Origin of the sequence: Frankia sp. R82 (assembly GCF_023716925.1) — a bacterium.
Taxonomy (GTDB): domain Bacteria; phylum Actinomycetota; class Actinomycetes; order Frankiales; family Frankiaceae; genus Frankia.
The window spans coordinates 46,704-64,200 of record NZ_JAMQQG010000213.1 but is presented as its reverse complement, the minus strand read 5'-3'; the positions used below and the strand labels follow the sequence as shown (position 1 = coordinate 64,200).

General features: G+C 71.1%; 15 protein-coding genes and 2 tRNA genes. 8 read left to right on the top strand and 9 right to left on the bottom strand.

The genetic code is table 11. From position 1 onward, the window contains the following. Positions 1-364 precede the first annotated feature (364 nt). Together xerC and ND747_RS17795 are read left to right on the top strand one after the other, a co-directional pair. Complete coding sequence (xerC, locus tag ND747_RS17800; protein ID WP_251734729.1) at positions 365-1,441, top strand: site-specific integrase; 1,077 nt, start codon at positions 365-367, stop codon at positions 1,439-1,441. After that, entirely contained in the window at positions 1,399-1,731 is a 333-nt protein-coding gene (locus tag ND747_RS17795) for a tyrosine-type recombinase/integrase (protein WP_251734728.1), read from the top strand. The genes xerC and ND747_RS17795 overlap by 43 nt, the downstream gene beginning before the upstream one ends. A 71-nt stretch (positions 1,732-1,802) precedes the next feature. Here ND747_RS17795 and ND747_RS17790 read toward each other — a convergent pair. From ND747_RS17790 to ND747_RS17775, 4 genes are all read right to left on the bottom strand, one after another. Then, a tRNA-Ser gene (locus ND747_RS17790) sits at positions 1,803-1,893 on the bottom strand. A 77-nt stretch (positions 1,894-1,970) separates the two neighbouring features. After that, positions 1,971-4,328: a [protein-PII] uridylyltransferase gene (locus ND747_RS17785; RefSeq protein WP_251734727.1), complete on the bottom strand. Its 2,358-nt coding sequence runs from the start codon at positions 4,326-4,328 to the stop codon at positions 1,971-1,973. A gap of 143 nt (positions 4,329-4,471) precedes the next feature. Continuing rightward, positions 4,472-4,813 carry a P-II family nitrogen regulator gene (locus tag ND747_RS17780; protein WP_251734726.1) on the bottom strand — a complete coding sequence of 114 codons (342 nt, stop codon included), beginning with the start codon at positions 4,811-4,813 and terminating at the stop codon, positions 4,472-4,474. Then, complete coding sequence (locus ND747_RS17775) at positions 4,810-6,063, bottom strand: ammonium transporter (RefSeq protein ID WP_251734725.1); 1,254 nt, start codon at positions 6,061-6,063, stop codon at positions 4,810-4,812. The genes ND747_RS17780 and ND747_RS17775 overlap by 4 nt, the downstream gene beginning before the upstream one ends. Before the next feature lie 595 nt (positions 6,064-6,658). On the opposite strand from ND747_RS17775, the gene ND747_RS17770 reads away from it, so the two are divergent. Beyond that, a complete protein-coding gene (locus tag ND747_RS17770; RefSeq protein WP_308204651.1) occupies positions 6,659-7,813 on the top strand; it encodes a C40 family peptidase in 1,155 nt (384 codons plus the stop codon). Positions 7,814-7,949: 136 nt separating this feature from the next. Here ND747_RS17770 and ND747_RS17765 read toward each other — a convergent pair whose 3' ends face one another. Continuing rightward, positions 7,950-8,639 (bottom strand): metal-dependent transcriptional regulator, encoded by a 690-nt coding sequence (locus tag ND747_RS17765; protein WP_251734724.1) that lies wholly within the window; start codon positions 8,637-8,639, stop codon positions 7,950-7,952. 156 nt (positions 8,640-8,795) lie between these two features. Between ND747_RS17765 and ND747_RS17760 the strand changes: the two genes are divergently transcribed. Both ND747_RS17760 and ND747_RS17755 read left to right on the top strand, forming a co-directional pair. Next, positions 8,796-9,020 (top strand): DUF3039 domain-containing protein, encoded by a 225-nt coding sequence (locus tag ND747_RS17760; RefSeq protein WP_011602139.1) that lies wholly within the window; start codon positions 8,796-8,798, stop codon positions 9,018-9,020. Positions 9,021-9,094: 74 nt separating this feature from the next. Continuing rightward, positions 9,095-9,167, top strand: a tRNA-Arg gene (locus ND747_RS17755). Between the two features lie 833 nt (positions 9,168-10,000). Here the strand turns inward: ND747_RS17755 and ND747_RS17750 are convergent. After that, positions 10,001-10,444, bottom strand: coding sequence for a type II 3-dehydroquinate dehydratase (locus ND747_RS17750; protein WP_251734723.1), 444 nt, complete (start codon positions 10,442-10,444; stop codon positions 10,001-10,003). Positions 10,445-10,790: 346 nt separating this feature from the next. On the opposite strand from ND747_RS17750, the gene ND747_RS17745 reads away from it, so the two are divergent. The 3 genes from ND747_RS17745 to ND747_RS17735 all read left to right on the top strand — a co-directional run bounded on the left by ND747_RS17745 (position 10,791) and on the right by ND747_RS17735 (position 14,057). Beyond that, positions 10,791-11,957 (top strand): DegT/DnrJ/EryC1/StrS family aminotransferase, encoded by a 1,167-nt coding sequence (locus ND747_RS17745; protein WP_251734722.1) that lies wholly within the window; start codon positions 10,791-10,793, stop codon positions 11,955-11,957. A gap of 59 nt (positions 11,958-12,016) precedes the next feature. Continuing rightward, positions 12,017-13,228, top strand: a complete 1,212-nt coding sequence (locus ND747_RS17740) for a Gfo/Idh/MocA family protein (RefSeq protein ID WP_251734721.1) — start codon at positions 12,017-12,019, stop codon at positions 13,226-13,228. Positions 13,229-13,370: 142 nt separating this feature from the next. Next, on the top strand, positions 13,371-14,057 hold the full coding sequence (locus ND747_RS17735) for an HAD-IA family hydrolase (protein WP_251734734.1): 687 nt from the start codon (positions 13,371-13,373) through the stop codon (positions 14,055-14,057). A gap of 158 nt (positions 14,058-14,215) precedes the next feature. On the opposite strand, the gene ND747_RS17730 is transcribed toward ND747_RS17735, so the two are convergent. The 3 genes from ND747_RS17730 to ND747_RS17720 are packed head-to-tail and all read right to left on the bottom strand — an operon-like array spanning position 14,216 to position 17,252. After that, positions 14,216-15,238, bottom strand: coding sequence for an ROK family protein (locus ND747_RS17730; RefSeq protein ID WP_251734720.1), 1,023 nt, complete (start codon positions 15,236-15,238; stop codon positions 14,216-14,218). 59 nt (positions 15,239-15,297) lie between these two features. Continuing rightward, positions 15,298-16,119, bottom strand: a complete 822-nt coding sequence (locus tag ND747_RS17725; protein ID WP_251734733.1) for a ThiF family adenylyltransferase — start codon at positions 16,117-16,119, stop codon at positions 15,298-15,300. Positions 16,120-16,172: 53 nt separating this feature from the next. Continuing rightward, entirely contained in the window at positions 16,173-17,252 is a 1,080-nt protein-coding gene (locus ND747_RS17720; protein WP_251734719.1) for a 3-dehydroquinate synthase family protein, read from the bottom strand. Between the last annotated feature and the right edge of the window lie 245 nt (positions 17,253-17,497).

Here is a 17,497-nt window from a genome sequence, read left to right as displayed (position 1 = left end):
CCACCATCCGCATACCTCATACCAGCGGCAAGCCCCGAGCACGGTCCGGCCATACCCGGACAGACCGGATGTGATCAAACAGACCCCGACCATTCAAGCTCTGTACCTTGCAGACTGTGATGAGGCTGCCGCCAAAAGGGAACCGTTGCCTGGCGGACGGCCGATACACCACGACATCCCGCCTTGGGTGACTCCGGAGGTTGCACCGTAGATCGTCACCACGGAGGAAGGAACACATGCAGCTATGAAGGTCAAAGCTGAGAAGCTCTGTGGGTGCCGAGACGCGGCCGGCCAGAAGTATGGCCGCGGGAAGTGCCCCGAACTTGAGAAGCGCAGCCATGGGGCCTGGGGCTACCGTTTCCGAGTGCCGAAGGAGCTGGTCCCGCTCGTTGGGAAGGCCGAGATAAGCGACTCGGGGTTCGCGACGAAGAAGCAGGCCGAGGTCGACGGCGAAAAGGCGATGGCCAGGGTTCGGTCGGGTCGGCAGCACATCGGCAATCTGACCGTCGGCGCTTACCTGCGGGACTGGCACAGCCGGAAAAACGCGCTGCGCCCGACAACATCGAACCGGTACGAGCAGTTTATTCGGCTGCATCTGGTGCCGACGCTCGGCGAGATGCCGCTGAGCGCGCTGCGGGCCGACCACATCGACACAGCCCTGAAGAAGGCGGCGGGTCGTGGTCGGCCGATCGGTCCGGCGACGGTGGCGGACGTCTTCGAGATGCTCAAGACCGCTTTGAACGACGCGCTCAAGCAGCGGATGGTCGATTTTAATCCGGCGATCGGGGTCGAGCTGCCCGCCTACACGGCGCGGGAGGTCGAACCGTGGGAGGCCGACGAGGTCGGCGCGTTCCTCGACGAGGCGGCCAGCGACCGGCTCGCAGCCATGTACGAGCTGATCGCCCTGCACGGCCTGCGCCGCGGGGAAGCATGCGGCGCGGCCTGGACGGGCCTCGACGAGGAGCGCTCCGTCTTGACGATCACGAAGCAGATCGTGAAGAACGACACCGAGTACGGCGTCTGGGCACCGAAGACCCGCAGCGGGCGCCGGAAGGTCGACCTGGACTCGACGACGCTCGGCGCCTTGCTCGGGCACCGACTCGTCCAGGACGACGAGCGCGACGCAGTCGGCCCCGGCTGGGACAACGGAGTACTTCCCGACGAGCACGGGCAGCCGGTTCAGCTCCGGAACCTGATGTTCACCCGTCCGGACGGCACCTCGACCCGCAGTACGTCACCCGGAGGATGCAGCAGATCGCCCGACGAGCGGGACTGTGTGCGGCCATCCGGGCGTCGGCGTCCGCGGGTGGCGACGAAGTGGTCGTGGGGGAGCGGTACCGGCAGCCAGTCGGCCGTTGGACGCTTTATGTCGACCGGGAGCCCGTCGGGGACGTCACCGTGGTGTCGGTCGTCGGGATGCCCGGGAAGCGGGCGAGGCTGACGCTGCCGGTCGACGTGGGCATCGGGTGCGAGCTGGGCAGGTCGCTCCTGTCGCCGCGCCGCCTTCACGACCTGCGGCATTCCAGCGCGAGTATTCAGCTCGCCGAGGGGGTCGACATCGCGCTGGTGTCCAAGCGGCTCGGTCACTCCACGCCATCAATCACCGGGGCGCTGTACGTCCATCTGCTGCGTTCGTCCGGGCAGACGGCGGCCGAGACAGTGGCGGCAGCGATACCGCGCGCCGCGCGGCGTGGGGACCATGTGGGTACCAGGACGGTCGAGGGACCCTAGATGACGTGGGGCGAAGGTGTTTCCGCTGCTCACAGGGACCAGCCGACGAGGCTGGCCCCGGGAGCGAAGGGCGGAGGCTCCGGGATTTGAACCCGGGAGGGGGTTGAAGCCCCCAACCGCATTAGCAGTGCGGCGCCATAGACCGGACTAGGCGAAGCCTCCCAACGTGCGTGCTCATCATAGCGTCCCGCGTGGGGGTGCCGGCAGGGCGGGGTGTCGGGTGTTGGACGCGGGATGGATCACAGCCCCGAAACGGCGCTCGCGGGGTGCGCGACCTCGCCGTCGTCCACGGCAACCTCGGTGCCGAGCGCGCGCAGCACAGTACGGGCGATCTCGGCCTGACGGGCCGGATCGGTGACCGGGCTGCCATCGGCTTCCCGCAGGTAGAAGGCATCGACGACGTCGAGACCGAGGGTGGCGACGATGGCGGTGCCGACATCGAGGCGCAGCGCGGACAACGCCTGCACGATGCGGAACAGCACCCCGGCCCGGTCCGGGGCCCGCACCTCCGCGACCGTGGCGCTGCCTAGGTCATCGAAGCTCACCTGCGGTGGCCCGGGCGTGGTCCACTGCCGCACACCGGCGTAGTCGCGTTCCCGGTCGGCCAGCCGGCGGGCGATGTCCAGAGAGCCGGCGAGAGCGGCCCGCAGATCGGCGAGCAGCCGATCGCGTTCGGGTAGATGGCCATGCTGCGTGGCGACGGCGGCCTGCAACAGGGCACGTCCGTGCGCGCTGCGCGCCGAGGCCCGGCGGATGTCGAGCCGGTTGAGTGCCAGGATCCCGGCGGTGATGGCCAGCAGGCCGACCTGGTCGTCGGTGACCACCACGATCTCGAACATGCCCTCGTCGGGCAGGGGATTGACCTGGACGACATGCTCCGGGGTCAGCGCGAGCAGGGCGCGCTGGCGCTCGTCGAGACGGGGCGGGCAGGGGACGCCCTCCCCGCCGAGCAGAGCCCTGGCCCGGGTCACCAGATCCCCGATCAGCCTCGCCTTCCAGGCGTTCCAGGCGGTGGGGCCGGTGGCGCGGGAGTCCGCCTCGGTCAACAGGTGCAGCAGGGTGAGGGTGCGATCGTTGTCGGCTGCGGTGGCCACAGCCTGGATCGTGGCCAGGTCGTCGATGTCACGTCGGGTCGCCGACTCGCCGAGCAGCAGATGGTGGCGGATCATGGCGATGAGGACGTCGACGTCCGCCGCGGGCAGGCCGAGGCGCGGTCCGATCCGGCGGACCTGTTCGATGCCCGCCTCAGTGTGATCGCCGGGGTAGCCCTTGCCGATGTCGTGCAGCAACGCGCCGATCAGCAACAGGTCGGGTCGGTCCACGTCCCGGGTGAAGGCGGCGGCGCGGGCGGCCGTCTCGATCAGATGCCGGTCGACGGTGAACCGGTGGTAGGGGTTGCGCTGCGGGCGGCTGCGTACGGCGGCCCACTCGGGCAGCAGGCGCACCAGCAGGCCGACCTGGTCGAGGGTCTCCAGGATGCCGATCGCGGCCGGCCCGGTGGCCAGCAGCGCGACGAGTGTGTCCAGCGCGGCCGGCGGCCAGGGATCCGGCATCGCCGGTGCCTCACGGGCCAACCGGTCGACGGCAAAGCGGCCCAGCGGCAGTCCGGTGCGGGCGGCCGCGGCAGCCACCCGCAGCACCAGCGCCGGATCCTGCCCCGGGTCGACGTCCAGGGCGAGCTGGATCTCCCCGTCCTGTTCCACCACGCCCTCGTCGAGGGGGCGGCGGACCGGCCGGCGGCTGCGCCAGCGGGACGTGCTGCGCAGGCCGGCCGCGGTGCGGTACCAGGTGGCATCCCAGGCCCAGGAGATGGTCCGTCCGGCGTCGGCGACCGCATGGGCCAGCGCCATCGAGTCCGGATAACCCAGCGCCACGGCGACCCCGCTGCCGTCCTGCAGCAGCAGCCGGTCCTCGGCTCGGCCGGCATGGATCCGGCGGATCTCCCCGCGGACGTCGAGCAGTACCTCCGCGGCGGCGAGCACCCGGGCGGAGGGGACCTCGGCGACCCAGGCGGCGGCGAGCGCGTGCAGCGCGGCGAGGTCGCGCAGACCGCCGCGGGACTCCTTGATGTCGGGCTCGAGCAGGAAGGCCACCTCACCGAGGCGTTCCGCCCGCTCGGCGACGGCGGCGGCCAGCTCCGGCAGCCGTTTGGGGGCCCGGGTGCGCCACCGGTCGCGGGCCCGGCGGGTCAGGGTGCGGACCAGATCGGCGTCTCCGGCGATGTGGCGGACGTCGAGCAGGCCAAGCGCCGCCCTGAGGTCGTCGTCGGCCACCCCGATCGCCTCGTCGATGGTGCGCACACTGTGATCGAGCCCGACACCGGCGTCCCAGAGCGGATACCAGACGGTGTCGGCGACGGTGCTGACATCCGGGCGGCTGCCGTCATGCAGGAGCACGAGGTCGAGGTCGCTACCGAAGGCCGGCTGGGCGCGCCCATAGCCACCGACGGCGACCAGGGCGATGCCGGGCCCTGGGTCGCCGAGCAGGTCCACGAGCGCACCGTCCGCCAGTTCGGTGAGCAGGCCGCGTAGTGCGGCGCCGGTCTGCTCGGGCAGTGGGTCATGGCGACCCCGCAGAATGTCCAGGCTGTCCCGCATGGCTGTCCCCCTCCGCACCTGCGCGGTGCGTTCGGCCGACGGAGGTTCCGGGCGACGCCGGACGCATGGTGCGGCACCGCGTCAGATCTCACGCGGTGCCGCACCATGTGGTTCTGCTGGTGCTGGTTGAGCGCGGACGCGGGTTACAGGGCGTCGCTTCCGCGCTCGCCGGTGCGGACCCGCACGATCGAGTCGACCGGGACGACCCACACCTTGCCGTCGCCGATCTTGCCGGTCTGCGCGGCCGCGGTGATCGCTGCGACCAGTTCGTCGGCGGTCTCGTCCGCGACCACGACCTCGACCTTGATCTTCGGGACGAAGTCGACCTTGTACTCCGCACCCCGGTAGACCTCGGTGTGGCCCTTCTGCCGGCCGTAACCCTGCACCTCGGAGATGGTCAGGCCGTGCACACCCAGCTTCTCCAGGGCGGCCTTGACGTCGTCAACCTTGAACGGCTTGATGATGGCGGTGACGAGTTTGGTCATGCCTGGGCCTCCTCGGGCACCTTGACCGGGGTCACGGAAGAGGTCAGCGTGCCGCCGCCCCCGATGGAGGAGTAACGGTAGGCCGTCTCCCCGTGCAGTGCCTCGTCCATGCCGGTGACCTGGTCCTCGTCACTCATCCGTAGACCGATCGTGTACTTGATCGCCAGCGCGATGAGCAGCGTGACCACGGCCGAGTAGCCGAGGGTCGCGCCGACCGCGAGCGCCTGCTCACCGAACACGCTCCACGGGCCGCCGTAGAACACGCCGTCCTTGCCCGCCGAGTTGGTGTCCACCGTGGCGAACAGACCGGTCAGCAGCGCACCGAGCACGCCGCCGACCAGGTGGACGGCGCCGACGTCGAGCGAGTCGTCGATGCCGACCTTGCCCTTGATCGAGGTGGCCAGGGCGCAGACCACACCGGCGATGCCGCCGACCGCGATCGAGCCCATGGGGGAGACGAAACCACAGGCCGGCGTGATGGCGACCAGACCGGCGACCGCCCCGGAGGCGGCGCCCAGCGTGGTGGCCTTGCCGTCACGCAGCCGCTCGACGGCGAGCCAGCCGAGGATGGCCACACCGGTTGCGATCTGGGTGTTCAGCAGGGCAAGGCCGGCGAGCTTGTTTGCCGCCAGCGCGGAACCCGCGTTGAACCCGAACCAGCCGACCCACAGGATGCCGGTGCCGAGCAGGACGAAGGGCACGTTGTGCGGGCGGAAGTCACCCTTGGGCCAGCCGACCCGCTTGCCCAGCACCAGCGCCAGCACGATGGCGGCGATACCGGCGTTCGCGTGCACGACCGTGCCACCAGCGAAGTCCATCGCCCCACGCTTGAACAGCCAGCCGTTCGCCGCCCACACCCAGTGCGCGATCGGCGAGTAGACCAGCAGTGACCACAGGGTCACGAAGACCGCGAAGGCACTGAATTTCATGCGGTCCGCGATGGAACCGGTGATGAGGGCGGGGGTGATGATCGCGAACATCATCTGGAAGGCAACGAACACCACGTACGGGATGGCACCGTCTCCGCTGGAGAGGTTCTGCAGTGCCGAGAAGTGGAAGCCACCCCAGAAGCCGTTACCCTCGCCGAACGCCAGGCTGAAGCCCACGAGCGACCAGACCAGGGTGACGATGCCGATGACGAAGAAGTTCTGCATGATCATACCGAGGACGTTCTTCGCGCGGACCATGCCGCCGTAGAAAAAAGCCAGCCCGGGCGTCATGAACAACACGATCGCGGAACTTATGAGCATCCACGCGGTATCGCCCGAATTCAATTCCATGTCTCTCCTGTCGTCCCCCCGCGCGTCGCGCGGCTTGCGCTCACCCGGTCCCCGGCCACGCTGCGCTTGTCCCGGATCCTCGGGACCGAAGAGTCGGCAAGATCTGTTCCGGATCTGTGTCTCCGCTGTTTCTGACGTGTGAAATCGCTGAATTGGGCGCCCTGTGGTCCATTTTGGCCGCCTTGCAGTGGGGGTGCGGAGACTCTCCGCCCGGATCGGCGTGCTTCCGTGACTGTACAACTGCCCACAGTTACGGTCCCGCGGTGTGAGCAGCGTCCCTACGGAGGGCTGGCATACCGCTGGCGAACCGTTTCCCAAGGCCCGCACTCCTCACGCCGCCACTCGGCGCGCAGGCGACTCCCGTGGTGGACGGCGTGGCATCCCACCGCCTGTCCCACTCCCGGCTGACCCGGAGCCCACCAAAGTGGGCCCGCCGAAACGAGCGCCGGCAAAACCGGCTGGGTCAAGAATGGTCACACCTCCACCAACAGGTGTGCGCGGCCGGTCGGGCCGCGGTAAGCGCAATGGCGTCCCAGGCCTTTCCGGTACCGGGGGTGCCTGGCCGGTGGCGCTGGGGCTGACCGGATTGCTGCTGGCCGGCCCGACGATGCTGGCGGGCTCGATCGGCACCGCCTGGGCGAGTCCGGCCGGATCGTCCTCGACGAGCCTGGACGGGGTGCAGGCCGAGATCGATCAGGCGAGCGCGGAGCTGGACACCCAGGCCCGGCAGGCGGCACAGACCGCCGAGCAGTTCAACGCCGAGCGGATCAGACTGGCCGCTGCCGAACAGGCGGCTGCGGCGGCGGCCGGCCGGGTCGTCCGCGCGGATCGGGTGGTGCGGACCGCCGCGGACCGGCATCGGGGCCTGGCGGTCTCGGCCGGCCGGGCCGGGGGCTTCAACGAGCTGTCTCTGCTGTTCAGCGGCGATCTCCAGCACGCGCTCGACCGGGTCGGCGCCGTCAACGCGCTGGCCACCCGGCAGCGCAACTCCGACACCGTCCTGCGCCTGGCGCGGCGTGACCTCACCGAGGCTCGGCAGGACGCGGATGCGGCCCTGGCCGACAAAAAGGAAATCGTTGCCGACCTCGGTCGTCGCAAACAGGAACTCGAGGCGTCGGCCGACACCCAGCGTCGCCTGCTGGACCGCCTACAGGCTCGGTACGCCGAGTTGAAGCGACAGGCCCTGGCCCAGGCCGAAGCCGCCCGCCGAGCCCGTCAGGCGGCCGCTGCGGCCGCCGCGGCAGCCCTCGCCCGGCAGGCGCAGGAGGCCCAGAGTCGTTACCAGAAGGCCGTGGGAATCGCGACGACCGCCGGACAGGCCTTCGCGGCCACGCCGATCGCGGCGGCACCCGCCCAGCCCGCGCTGGGCAGTGGCGGCGCGCCGGTCGCCGTCCAGGAGGCCTATGCCCAGCTCGGCAAGCCCTACGTGTGGGGTGCGGACGGCCCCGGAACGTTCGACTGCTCCGGGCTCTCCCAGTGGGTGTGGCGCAAGGCCGGAGTGGCGTTGAGTCACTACACCGGTTCGCAGTGGAACGAGGGAAAGCGCGTGAGTCGGGCCGAGCTGATACCCGGCGATCTGGTCTTCTTCAACCCTGACCTGGACCATGTGGGGATCTACGTCGGGGGCGACCAGATGATCGACGCACCACACACCGGAGAGGTGGTCCGGGTGGAGAACATCTGGCCGAGCTTCCAGGGCGGCGTGCGCCCCGGAGCATGACGGTGCCGGCGCACCGACACCGGACACCGGGCTGTCGGATCCGCTTCTCCCCAGGGAGATGGGCGGCCGACAGGCCGCGGTGCCGAGGTCGGCGGTCGGCGGTCGGCGGTCGGTGTGGGCTACCGGTCGAGCCGGTTCAGCGGTCGACGTACACCAGGGCGGCGGTGCTGCGGCTGATCTCCGCGTCGGCCTGGCCGTTCGGGTTGACGATCCGGATGAGATCACCGCGGGAGCCCGGCATGACCTGGGCGCCCGGCACAATGGCCGCGTCCTGCAGCCGGCGCATGGCGGACTCGTCGGTCTGCAGCCGCTCGGAGATCCAGCTCACCGTGACCGGTGGGCCACCGTCGGCGGGCGCCCGGTCGGCCGTGGTCAGCAGGCTGATCGGAGCCAGGCCCGGAACCACCGCCTCGGGGTGCGCCGCGGGCGGGATCTCGTTGCCGAACGGGCAGCGCTTCGGGTCGCCGAGCAGCACGGTGAGCCGTGCCTCGACCTCGTCGGAGATCACATGCTCCCAGCGACAGGCCTCGTTGTGCACCAGTGCCCAGTCCAGACCGATGACCTTGGTCAGCAGGAGCTCCGCCAGGCGGTGCTTGCGCATGACCGCGGTCGCTCGCTGCAATCCCTTTTCGGTGAACTGGACCGTACGATCGTCGGCGAGGGACACCAGTCCCTCATTGGCCATGCGAGCGGTCGACTCGCTGGCGGCAGGCGCGCTGACGTGCAGCCGCTCCACCAGGCGTGCGCGTAGCGGGGGGATGCCCTCTTCCCTCAGCTCGTACAGGGTGCGGAGGTACATCTCGGTACTGTCGATGAGTCCAGTCACCGCTCTCCTTCGTCGTCGTCCAGAGTACGCCGCGCCCGCAGGACGCAAGGGCCAGGTGTCCCGCGTGTGCCGTGTCTGTGGGCCCCAGGTCCGCAACCTGGCCAGCGGCCGGCCGGTGGTGGCAACGGCATCAGGGCCCGGCACTACAATCGCCCCATGAGCACGACTCAGATCGCACCCGAGACGTCCGACACCAGGACGGACGAGGGCGACGACCACTCCCACTACGCCCGGCGGGAGGAGATCGTCCGTGCCTCCATCGAGGGCGGGCGAGTCACGGCGCTGTGCGGCTACAAGTTCGAGCCGGTGCGGGACCCTTCCCGGTTCCCCATCTGCCCGAAGTGCAAGGAGCTCGTCGAGATGGCCCAGCAGTTCGGGTGACCGGCGGCCTGTGGTCGTACGATCGGCATCGCCCGGCGGCCCGGCCCCGAGCCGCATCCACCCGCCACGCACTCGCCCCAGTAGCTCAGTGGATAGAGCGACCGCCTCCTAAGCGGTAGGCCGTAGGTCCGATTCCTACCTGGGGCACTTTCGCCTGCCGTGCAGAGATGTCTCGGCGAGGTCCCGGCGCGGTCGGTGCAGCACCCCGCAATCGAGCCACCGCTCCGAGTGGCCGCCCACGAGCCACCGACCCGTCTGGACGTGCCGTCGGGGATGGTGTCGTGGTTCGCCTGGCGGGAACCAGCGGGTTGGCGGCGGGTGGCGAGCTCCCCCGTCGTGAGCGCGGCGGGTCCTGGTGGAGACCAGGACAGGTTGGCATAGGGGGCAGGATTCGCGGGCCCGCCGGCTGGGCGGACCGCGGGTCGGGCGGACTGCTGATGTGGCCGGGCTGCCGGCCTGGTGGACGAGTGGCGACCGCTGTTCGGTACTGCTGCCCAGAAGTCGGCGGGTCCGGACCGGCGAATTTGGATTTCGCAATCAGGCTGACCGGAACGCGCCGTAAGCGGCCGATGAACAAGTGGGGCTCGGCGCCATCCTGGTGGCAGACGTCACCATATGTGAGCTTGCCGCGGGACGCTCCGGCGCCGGACGCCGTGGTTATGGCGCGCCGTGGGCGAGAGCATACGACAGTAGCTGGCTCGTAAGAGCACGGCGTCTGCTGTGAATTCGTACGGACCTGGCCGGCAGATGTCGTCGGGATGGCGGCCTCGTGGCCTGGAGAGAAGCGCCTGCTGAATAGCATGAAAAGGCGATGGAGATACGGGTCGTCGCCTGGCTGGGGGCCGGTCGCGGACTCGTGCCGGGATGATCGGATCCCGGCGATCGCAGACCAAGGGGCGCCACCCGAGGCCTGCGGACCAGCACGGTGTCGCCCGAGGGCCGCAGCGGCCCTCGGGGCGGGGCGGACGGGACAGCGTAGGTCAGGGGCCGGTTGGCGGCACCAGGTCGAGCAGAGCGGACGCGGCGAGTTCGTAGCCCAGGGCCCCCAGGCCGACGACGACTCCGCTGGCCAGTGCGGAAAGGATCGACTCGTGCCGGAAGGATTCGCGCGCCCAGACGTTGGAAAGATGAACCTCGATCCACGGCGCGGGATAGTTCGCCAGCGCGTCCCGCAGGCTCCAGCCATACATCATGAGTGCGCCGGGATTGACGATAGCACCCACCGATTCGTAGTTGTCCTGAATCGCATGGATGAGCTCGCCCTCGGATTCACGTTGTACCGAGAGAACTTTCCATCCGCGGTCGGCGACCCGGGCCGCGATGGCGGATTCGATGTCGGCGAGGGTGGCGGTTCCGTACACTTCAGGTTGCCGCCGGCCGAGTATGCCGAGATTGGGGCCGTTCAGAAGTAGCAGCGTGCTCACATTTCCTCATCACATTGCCGACCCGACCGGCCGGGATGACCGGGCGCCGGCCGGAGGCTATCGCAGCTACGCTGTGGCCTTGGGGCCCGCAGCGAAGGCCTGTCGACGCAGGGTCACCGAGATGGTGGTCCCGTTGCCCACGGTCGGTGGATCGTAGCGCATTTATTGGTCGATTATTGGTTCCCGCGTGATGGGGAGTGGGGCCTGCCGGGGCTTGTCGGGGGAGTGGGGTACCGTCCGTCGCGCACCACTCGTGCGGATTCTGCGGACAACCCACGGTAATGAACCGTCGACGGCCGGGATCCTTGCGCGTACCTTATCGTCACGTAAGAAAAGGGTGGGGACCATGAGCGGTGGAGTGCTACGCGCACCGGAGCTGCCGGCTTGGCCGCAGTACTCTGACGAGGAGCGTGAGGGTCTGATCCGCGCCCTGGAACAGGGGCAGTGGTGGCGCATGGGTGGCAGCGAGGTCGACAGCTTCGAGCGTGAATTCGCCGCCTATCACGGCGCCGACTACGCGCTGGCCGTCACCAATGGCACCCACGCCCTCGAGCTGGCCCTTCAGGTCCTGGGAGTCGGTCCGGGCACGGAGGTCATCGTCCCGGCGTTCACGTTCATCTCGTCCTCGCAGGCCGCGCAGCGTCTCGGCGCGGTGGCGGTGCCGGTGGACGTCGATCTGGACACCTACTGCATCGATCCGCAGGCGGCTGCCGCGGCCGTCACGGCCCGCACCAGAGCGATCATGCCGGTGCACATGGCCGGCCAGCTCGCCGACATGGACGCGTTGGCCAAGGTGTCGGCAGATACCGGTGTTCCGCTTCTGCAGGACGCGGCGCACGCGCACGGCACTCAGTGGCAGGGCCGCAAGGTCGGCGAACTCGGCTCGGTGGCCGCGTTCAGCTTCCAGAACGGCAAGCTCATGACCGCTGGTGAAGGCGGCGCGGTGACCTTCCCGGACGCGGAGCTGTTCGAACTGGCCTTTCTGCGGCACAGCTGTGGCCGGCCGCGGACCGACCGCCGCTACTTCCACCAGACCTCCGGCTCGAACTTCCGGCTCAACGAGTTCTCCGCGTCGGTCCTGCGGGCCCAGCTCGGCCGGCTGGCCGGCCAGATCGACACTCGCGAGCAGCGCTGGCCGGTGCTCGCCGAGGCACTGGCGGCCATCCCCGGTGTGGTCCCGCAGGGCCGCGACGAGCGGTGCGACCGCAACTCCCACTACATGGCGATGTTCCGGGTGCCGGGCCTCGGCGAGGACCGCCGTAACGCCCTCGTCGACGCGCTCATCGAGCGTGGCCTACCGGCCTTCGCGGCCTTCCGGTCGATCTACCGTTCCAACGGCTTCTGGGAGACCGGAGCGCCGGACACCACGGTCGACGAGCTGGCCGCTCGCTGCCCCAACACCGAGGCCCTCAGCGCCGACGGCATCTGGCTGCACCACCGCACGCTGCTGGGCACCGAGGAGCAGATGCACCAGGTGGCGGCCGTCGTGGCCGACGTGATGGCGGCCCAGTGATCTCAGCAGCTCCGGTGCCCCCAGCAGCTTCGGTGACCTCCGTGGCGTCCCGAAGCCCCGTGACGGATCCGGTCACGGCGCCGTTGCGGGTCGCCGTCGTCGGGTTGGGGTGGGCGGGTCGCTCGATCTGGCTGCCCCGGTTGCGCGAGCATCCGCGGTTCGTGGTGACCGCCATCGTCGATCCCGACCCGGCGGCGCGCACCGCTGCCACCCAGGACCTTGCCACCGTTCCGGACGGTGCTGGCGGTGCTGGTCACGGCCCCGCGGGAACGGGCTCTGGTCAACCGGAGCCCACGGTGTTCGCCGACGTCAACGAACTGGCCGCGGCCGGCCGGGCGCGGCCCGACCTCGCCGTTGTGGCCGTGCCCAACAACCGCCATGCCGACATCGCCGAACGGCTCCTGGCCGCGGGCATCCCGGTGTTCCTGGAGAAGCCGGTCTGCCTGAGTTCGGCCGAGGCCGACCGGCTGGCCGCGGCCGAGCAGGCCGGTGACGCCACCCTGCTGGCCGGCAGCGCCGCACGCTACCGGGCGGACGTGAGCCGCCTCTACGAGGTGGCCGCGGGGCTCGGCGCGATCCGACATGTTGATCTGGCCTGGGTGCGGGCCCGGGGCATTCCCGACGCGGGCGGCTGGTTCACCCGCCGGGAGCAGTCCGGCGGCGGTGCGCTGGTCGACCTCGGCTGGCACCTGCTCGACACCCTTACCCCGCTGCTCGGCGCCGTCCGGTTCCGTGAGGTGATCGGAACGACCTCCGACGACTTCGTCAACGACGGCGCATGGGCGGCGTCCTGGCGTCATGAGGACGAGCCACAGGCCACGTCAGACAGCGACGGCCGGCTGCCCGGCCGGGCCGGTGGCGACGTGGAGGACACCGCGCGGGGCTTTCTGGTCACCGAACACGGAACGTCGGTGGCCCTGCGGGCCAGCTGGGCCTCGCACGAGGCCCGGGACCTGACCGCGATCACCGTCGAGGGGGCGGCCGGCACGACCTCGCTGCGCTGCACCTTCGGGTTCGGTCCCAACCGGCAGGACCGATCGGTGCTCACGCTTACCCGCACCGGTCAAACCAGTCCGGTGACGCTGCCGGACGAACCGATCGGCACCGAGTACCGCCGTCAGCTCGACGAACTTCCAGCGATGCTGGCCGACCCGGCTTCCCGCGGACGGGCGATAGCCGAGGTCCGGCCGACGATCGCCGCGATCGAACGGTTCTACGACTCGGCCCGCTCGTCTCGACGGGCGCCGGATCTCGTCCCCGCGGGCCGATGACGGTCTGCCCGACCACCACCGATGTCCAGTGAGCCGAGGGGGGCATGTGGGAACGGAACGTGAGAACGGATCGGCGATCGTTGTCCGGCGCCAGGCGGTGATCTTCGATCTCGACGGCGTCCTCGTGGACAGCTTCGGCGTGATGCGCCAGGCGTTCACGATCGCCTATGCGGAGGTCGTCGGAGACGGCGAGCCCCCCTTCGAGGAATACGAGCGCCACCTGGGCCGGTACTTCCCCGACATCATGCGGATCATGAATCTGCCGCTGGAGATGGAGGAGCCCTTCGTCCGGGAGAGCTACCGGCTCGCCCGTGAGGTGGTGCTCTTCGACGGCGTCGCGGACATGCTGCGCACCCTGCGGGAACGCGGGTACGGTCTGGCCGTCGCGACCGGCAAGGCCGGGCCGCGGGCCCGCCACCTGCTGGGTGTGCTGGGCGTGCTCGACCTGTTCGACCATGTCATCGGGTCGGACGAGATCGCCCGACCCAAGCCCGCGCCGGACATCGTGCTGCACGCGCTGGCTCTGCTTGGCGCGGACGCGAGCACGACAGTGATGATCGGCGACGCGGTGGCCGACCTCGACAGCGCCCGCGGCGCGGGAGTGATGGCCGCGGCAGCCCTGTGGGGTGAGACCGACGGGGTGGAGCTGATCGCGGCCGCGCCGGATGCCGTGCTGCACCGACCGGCGGACCTGCTGGCGCTGCTCGGCGAGACGGCTCCGGCCGCGGTGATCGTGGCGGAGGTGCCCGCGGCTCGTACGGACGGCGCTGCCCTCCCGCCGGGCGCGGCGTCGGTTCCGGCAGCCGGTCGGATTCTCGCCACCGACTAGGGATCAGCACGCCCTTGGACAGTCCGTCCGCCGGCAGGGAAGATCACTCCGGGGGATCCGTCGACGGGCGGGTCCCCGGCAGCCGGGGCGGCGCGACGGACGGGTCGGCCACCGGGAGCCGGCGACTGGAGCCGGCGACCTGCGACGAGGGCCGGTGGTCAGCTGGTCTGGCGGGCCAGCAGCAGCGCACCGGACAGGGACGACAGTCCGCCGAGTACGGCGGCTCGGACCGGTGCCGGTGGATGCCCCGGCCGCCCGAGTGCCCGGGCCTGCTCGTCCACGGCGGCGGCGAAGCCGGGCAGTCCGTCGGCGAACCCACCGCCAACCACCGCCAGCTCCGGGCGCAGGACCTCGGTCAGGCTGACCACAGCCACGGCCGCCGCCAGCGCGCTGTCGCGCACCGCGCGGACCGCCCAGTCGGTTCCGGCCAGCCAGGCCGCCCGCAGCTGCGGGAACGGGACGCTGTCCACGTCACCACCGCCGTTCGGGGCACCGCCGTTCGGGGCACCGCCTGGCCGCGGGACGGGGCCGGCGCGATACCGCGCGGCGCGGCGTAGGGTCGCGGGGCCGCTGGCGATCGCCTGGACGCAACCGCGGCGCCCGCAGGTACACACCGCGCCGGTCGTGGAGATCATCATGTGCCCGATCTCCGCCGAGCCGTGGCCCGGCCGCGGGCAGGGCTGGCCCGCCAGCACGATGCCGCCACCCACCCCGGTACCGATGCCCAGGTAGATCAGATCGGGGCAGCCGGCGGCGACCGCCTCTGCGAGGGCGGCCAGGTCACCGTCGTCGCCATGGGCCACGTGCGCGCCCGGCACCAGCGTGCGCAGCGCGTCCGTGAACGCGAGGCCCGTCCAGCTCGGCCGGCCCGGCCAGGTCGTCACCCGGCCGGCCCGGTCCACGGTGGCGGGCACCGCCACGCCAACCGCGATGACCGGGGCGCCCCACCGGGCCCGCAGCGCCGTCACCTGGCGGGAGAGCTCGGCCAGGTCCGCGGCGGCGCTGGTGGACGGCGTCCAGGGAAACGACGACTCCACCGCCCCGGCGCCGTCGGCCTCCACCGTCCGCGCCGTTTTCGCGGTGCCCTCCGCATCTGCGGGTTCGATCCGCAGTGCGACCTTCGTTCCTCCGACGTCGATCCCGAGAACGCCGGGCGTCGGCGCGGGTGCGGACGTGGGCATGGGGCGTGCCTTTCGCAGCGGTGGGTCGGGCTTGGTGACGGGTGGGGACCCGGGCCGGATCAGCCCGACCCGGCCGCCTGGCCGGCGGCGGCGAAGCCGAAGAACTCCCGGTAGAGGTCCACCTGCTCGGCCAGCATGTGGATGCCGGGGTGGGTACCGAGCCCGAGCGCGTCGGCGGTGTCGAGCAGTCTGGTCCGGGCGGGCTTCATGATGATGTCCGCCACCAGGCAGCCGGCGGGCAGTGCCTGCGGGGGGAACGGCAGCGGGTCGTCGGGACGCAGACCGAGCGGGGTCGCGTTCACCGCGAGGTCCGCGTCGTGTAGCGCCGCCTCGATGGCGCGCTCGACCCGTCCCGGCCAGTGCGGGTCGAGACGGGCCACCAGGTCCGCGCATTTCGCCTGGTCGGGGTCGTGGATCGCCAGGTGGCGACAGCCGGCGTCGAGCAGGGCCACCGCGATCGCGCTGCCGGCGCCACCGGCTCCCATCAGCGCGACCCGCGCCCCGTGCACCGGGTGCCCGGCCCGGGTGAGGCCACGCACGAAGCCGGCGCCATCGAAGTTGTCGGCCTCCCAGCCGCCGCCGGGCGCCCGCCGCAGCACGTTGGCGCTGCCGCTGATCCGGACCGCGGTGCTGCGTCGGGTGGCGAGCTCGCAGGCCGCGACCTTGTGCGGAATGGTGACGAACACCCCGTCCACGTTGCCGGCGGCGGCGAGCCCGGCCAGCACGGTTGGGAACGCCTCCGGCCGGGCCTGCATCGGGACGAGCACGGCGTCGACGGCCAGCCGCGCGAACAGGGGATTGAGCAGGGACGGCGCCCGCACCTGGGTGATCGGGTCGCCGATGACGGCATACAGCCGCGTGGTGCCGCTGACGACCGGCATCGCGGCCGCGCCGGGTTCGGTGGCCTGCCGGGGCACGCCGGCCAGGGGTCTGATCACGCCGGCGTCGACCGGGGCATGTCGGCCAGGGTGGCGACCACCAGCGCCGCGTCGATGTCACGGACCAGTTCGGGGCCGTCCGGCCCGGACAGTACAAACGTGAGCCCGGTGCCCGTGGACTTCTTGTCCAGCCGCATGACGTCGACAAGCGCGGCCAGGTCGATCCCGGCGGGCAGCGCCCAGGGCAGCCCGTAGCCGCGGACCACGTCCAGGTGCTCCGCGACCCGCGCCGCGTCGATCCGGCCGAGTGCGCCGGCGAGACGGCCGGCGAACACGGTGCCCACCGCCACGGCCTCCCCGTGGCGCATCGTGTAGTCGGTGACGCGCTCCAGGGCATGGCCGAGGGTGTGCCCGTAGTTGAGGATGTGCCGCAGGCTCGTGTCCCGTTCGTCCTGGGCGACGATGGCGGCCTTGAGCGCCACGCTCGCCGCGATCTGCTCGGCGACGGGCCGGCCGATCAGATCCGGCGCGCCGATGAAGTGGGCCCGCGCGATCTCGCCGTAGCCGTTGATCCATTCCCGCCGGGGCAGGCTGGCCAGCAGCTCGGTGTCACACAGGACAGCGCTGGGCTGCCAGTAGGCGCCGACGAGGTTCTTGCCGGCGGGCAGGTTGACCGCCGTCTTGCCACCCACGCTCGCGTCGACCTGGGCCAGCAGGGACGTGGGCAGGTGCACGACAGCGGTGCCACGGTGGTACAGCGCGGCGGCGAGCCCGACGACATCGGTGGTCGTCCCGCCACCACAGGAGATGACCACGTCCGAGCGGGTGAGGCCGAACGCGGCGAACTGACTGCACAGCGCATCGACGTTCGCGAGGGTCTTGTCGACCTCGCCGTCGCGGGCGGGCAGCCGCAGCGCGGGTACGCCGGGATCGGGGACGACCTCGGTCGGGCGGGCGGAGACGATGACGGCGCGGCGCGCGCCGAGACGGGCGACGACGGCGGGCAGCGTCCGGCGGATCCCTGCCCCGATGTCGATCGGGTAGGTCCGCTCAGGCAGGTTGACGAGCACCCGACGATGGTCGGGCCCGAGCTGTTCGATCGGGCTGAGCCGCCCGCTGGCTGGCCTGCCGGTCACATCTGGCCTCCGGGTTCGCGAGGTCTCGGGGTGCCGCATCTGCCGGACCCGCCGTCGGGCCGCTCGGGAGCGGACGTGTCCCGAGATCTGTCGGCTAGTCCGCTGCGACGCCGTGATCCCAGTCTGCCCGCAACGGTCCGGGCGCGGTGCGGCGGGGGCGCTCCCGCCGGGCCCACCTCGTCGGGGCCGGCCCGGCGGGCGGGCCGTGGCCGCGGGGACGCGACCGGGTTCACATGCGATAGCGC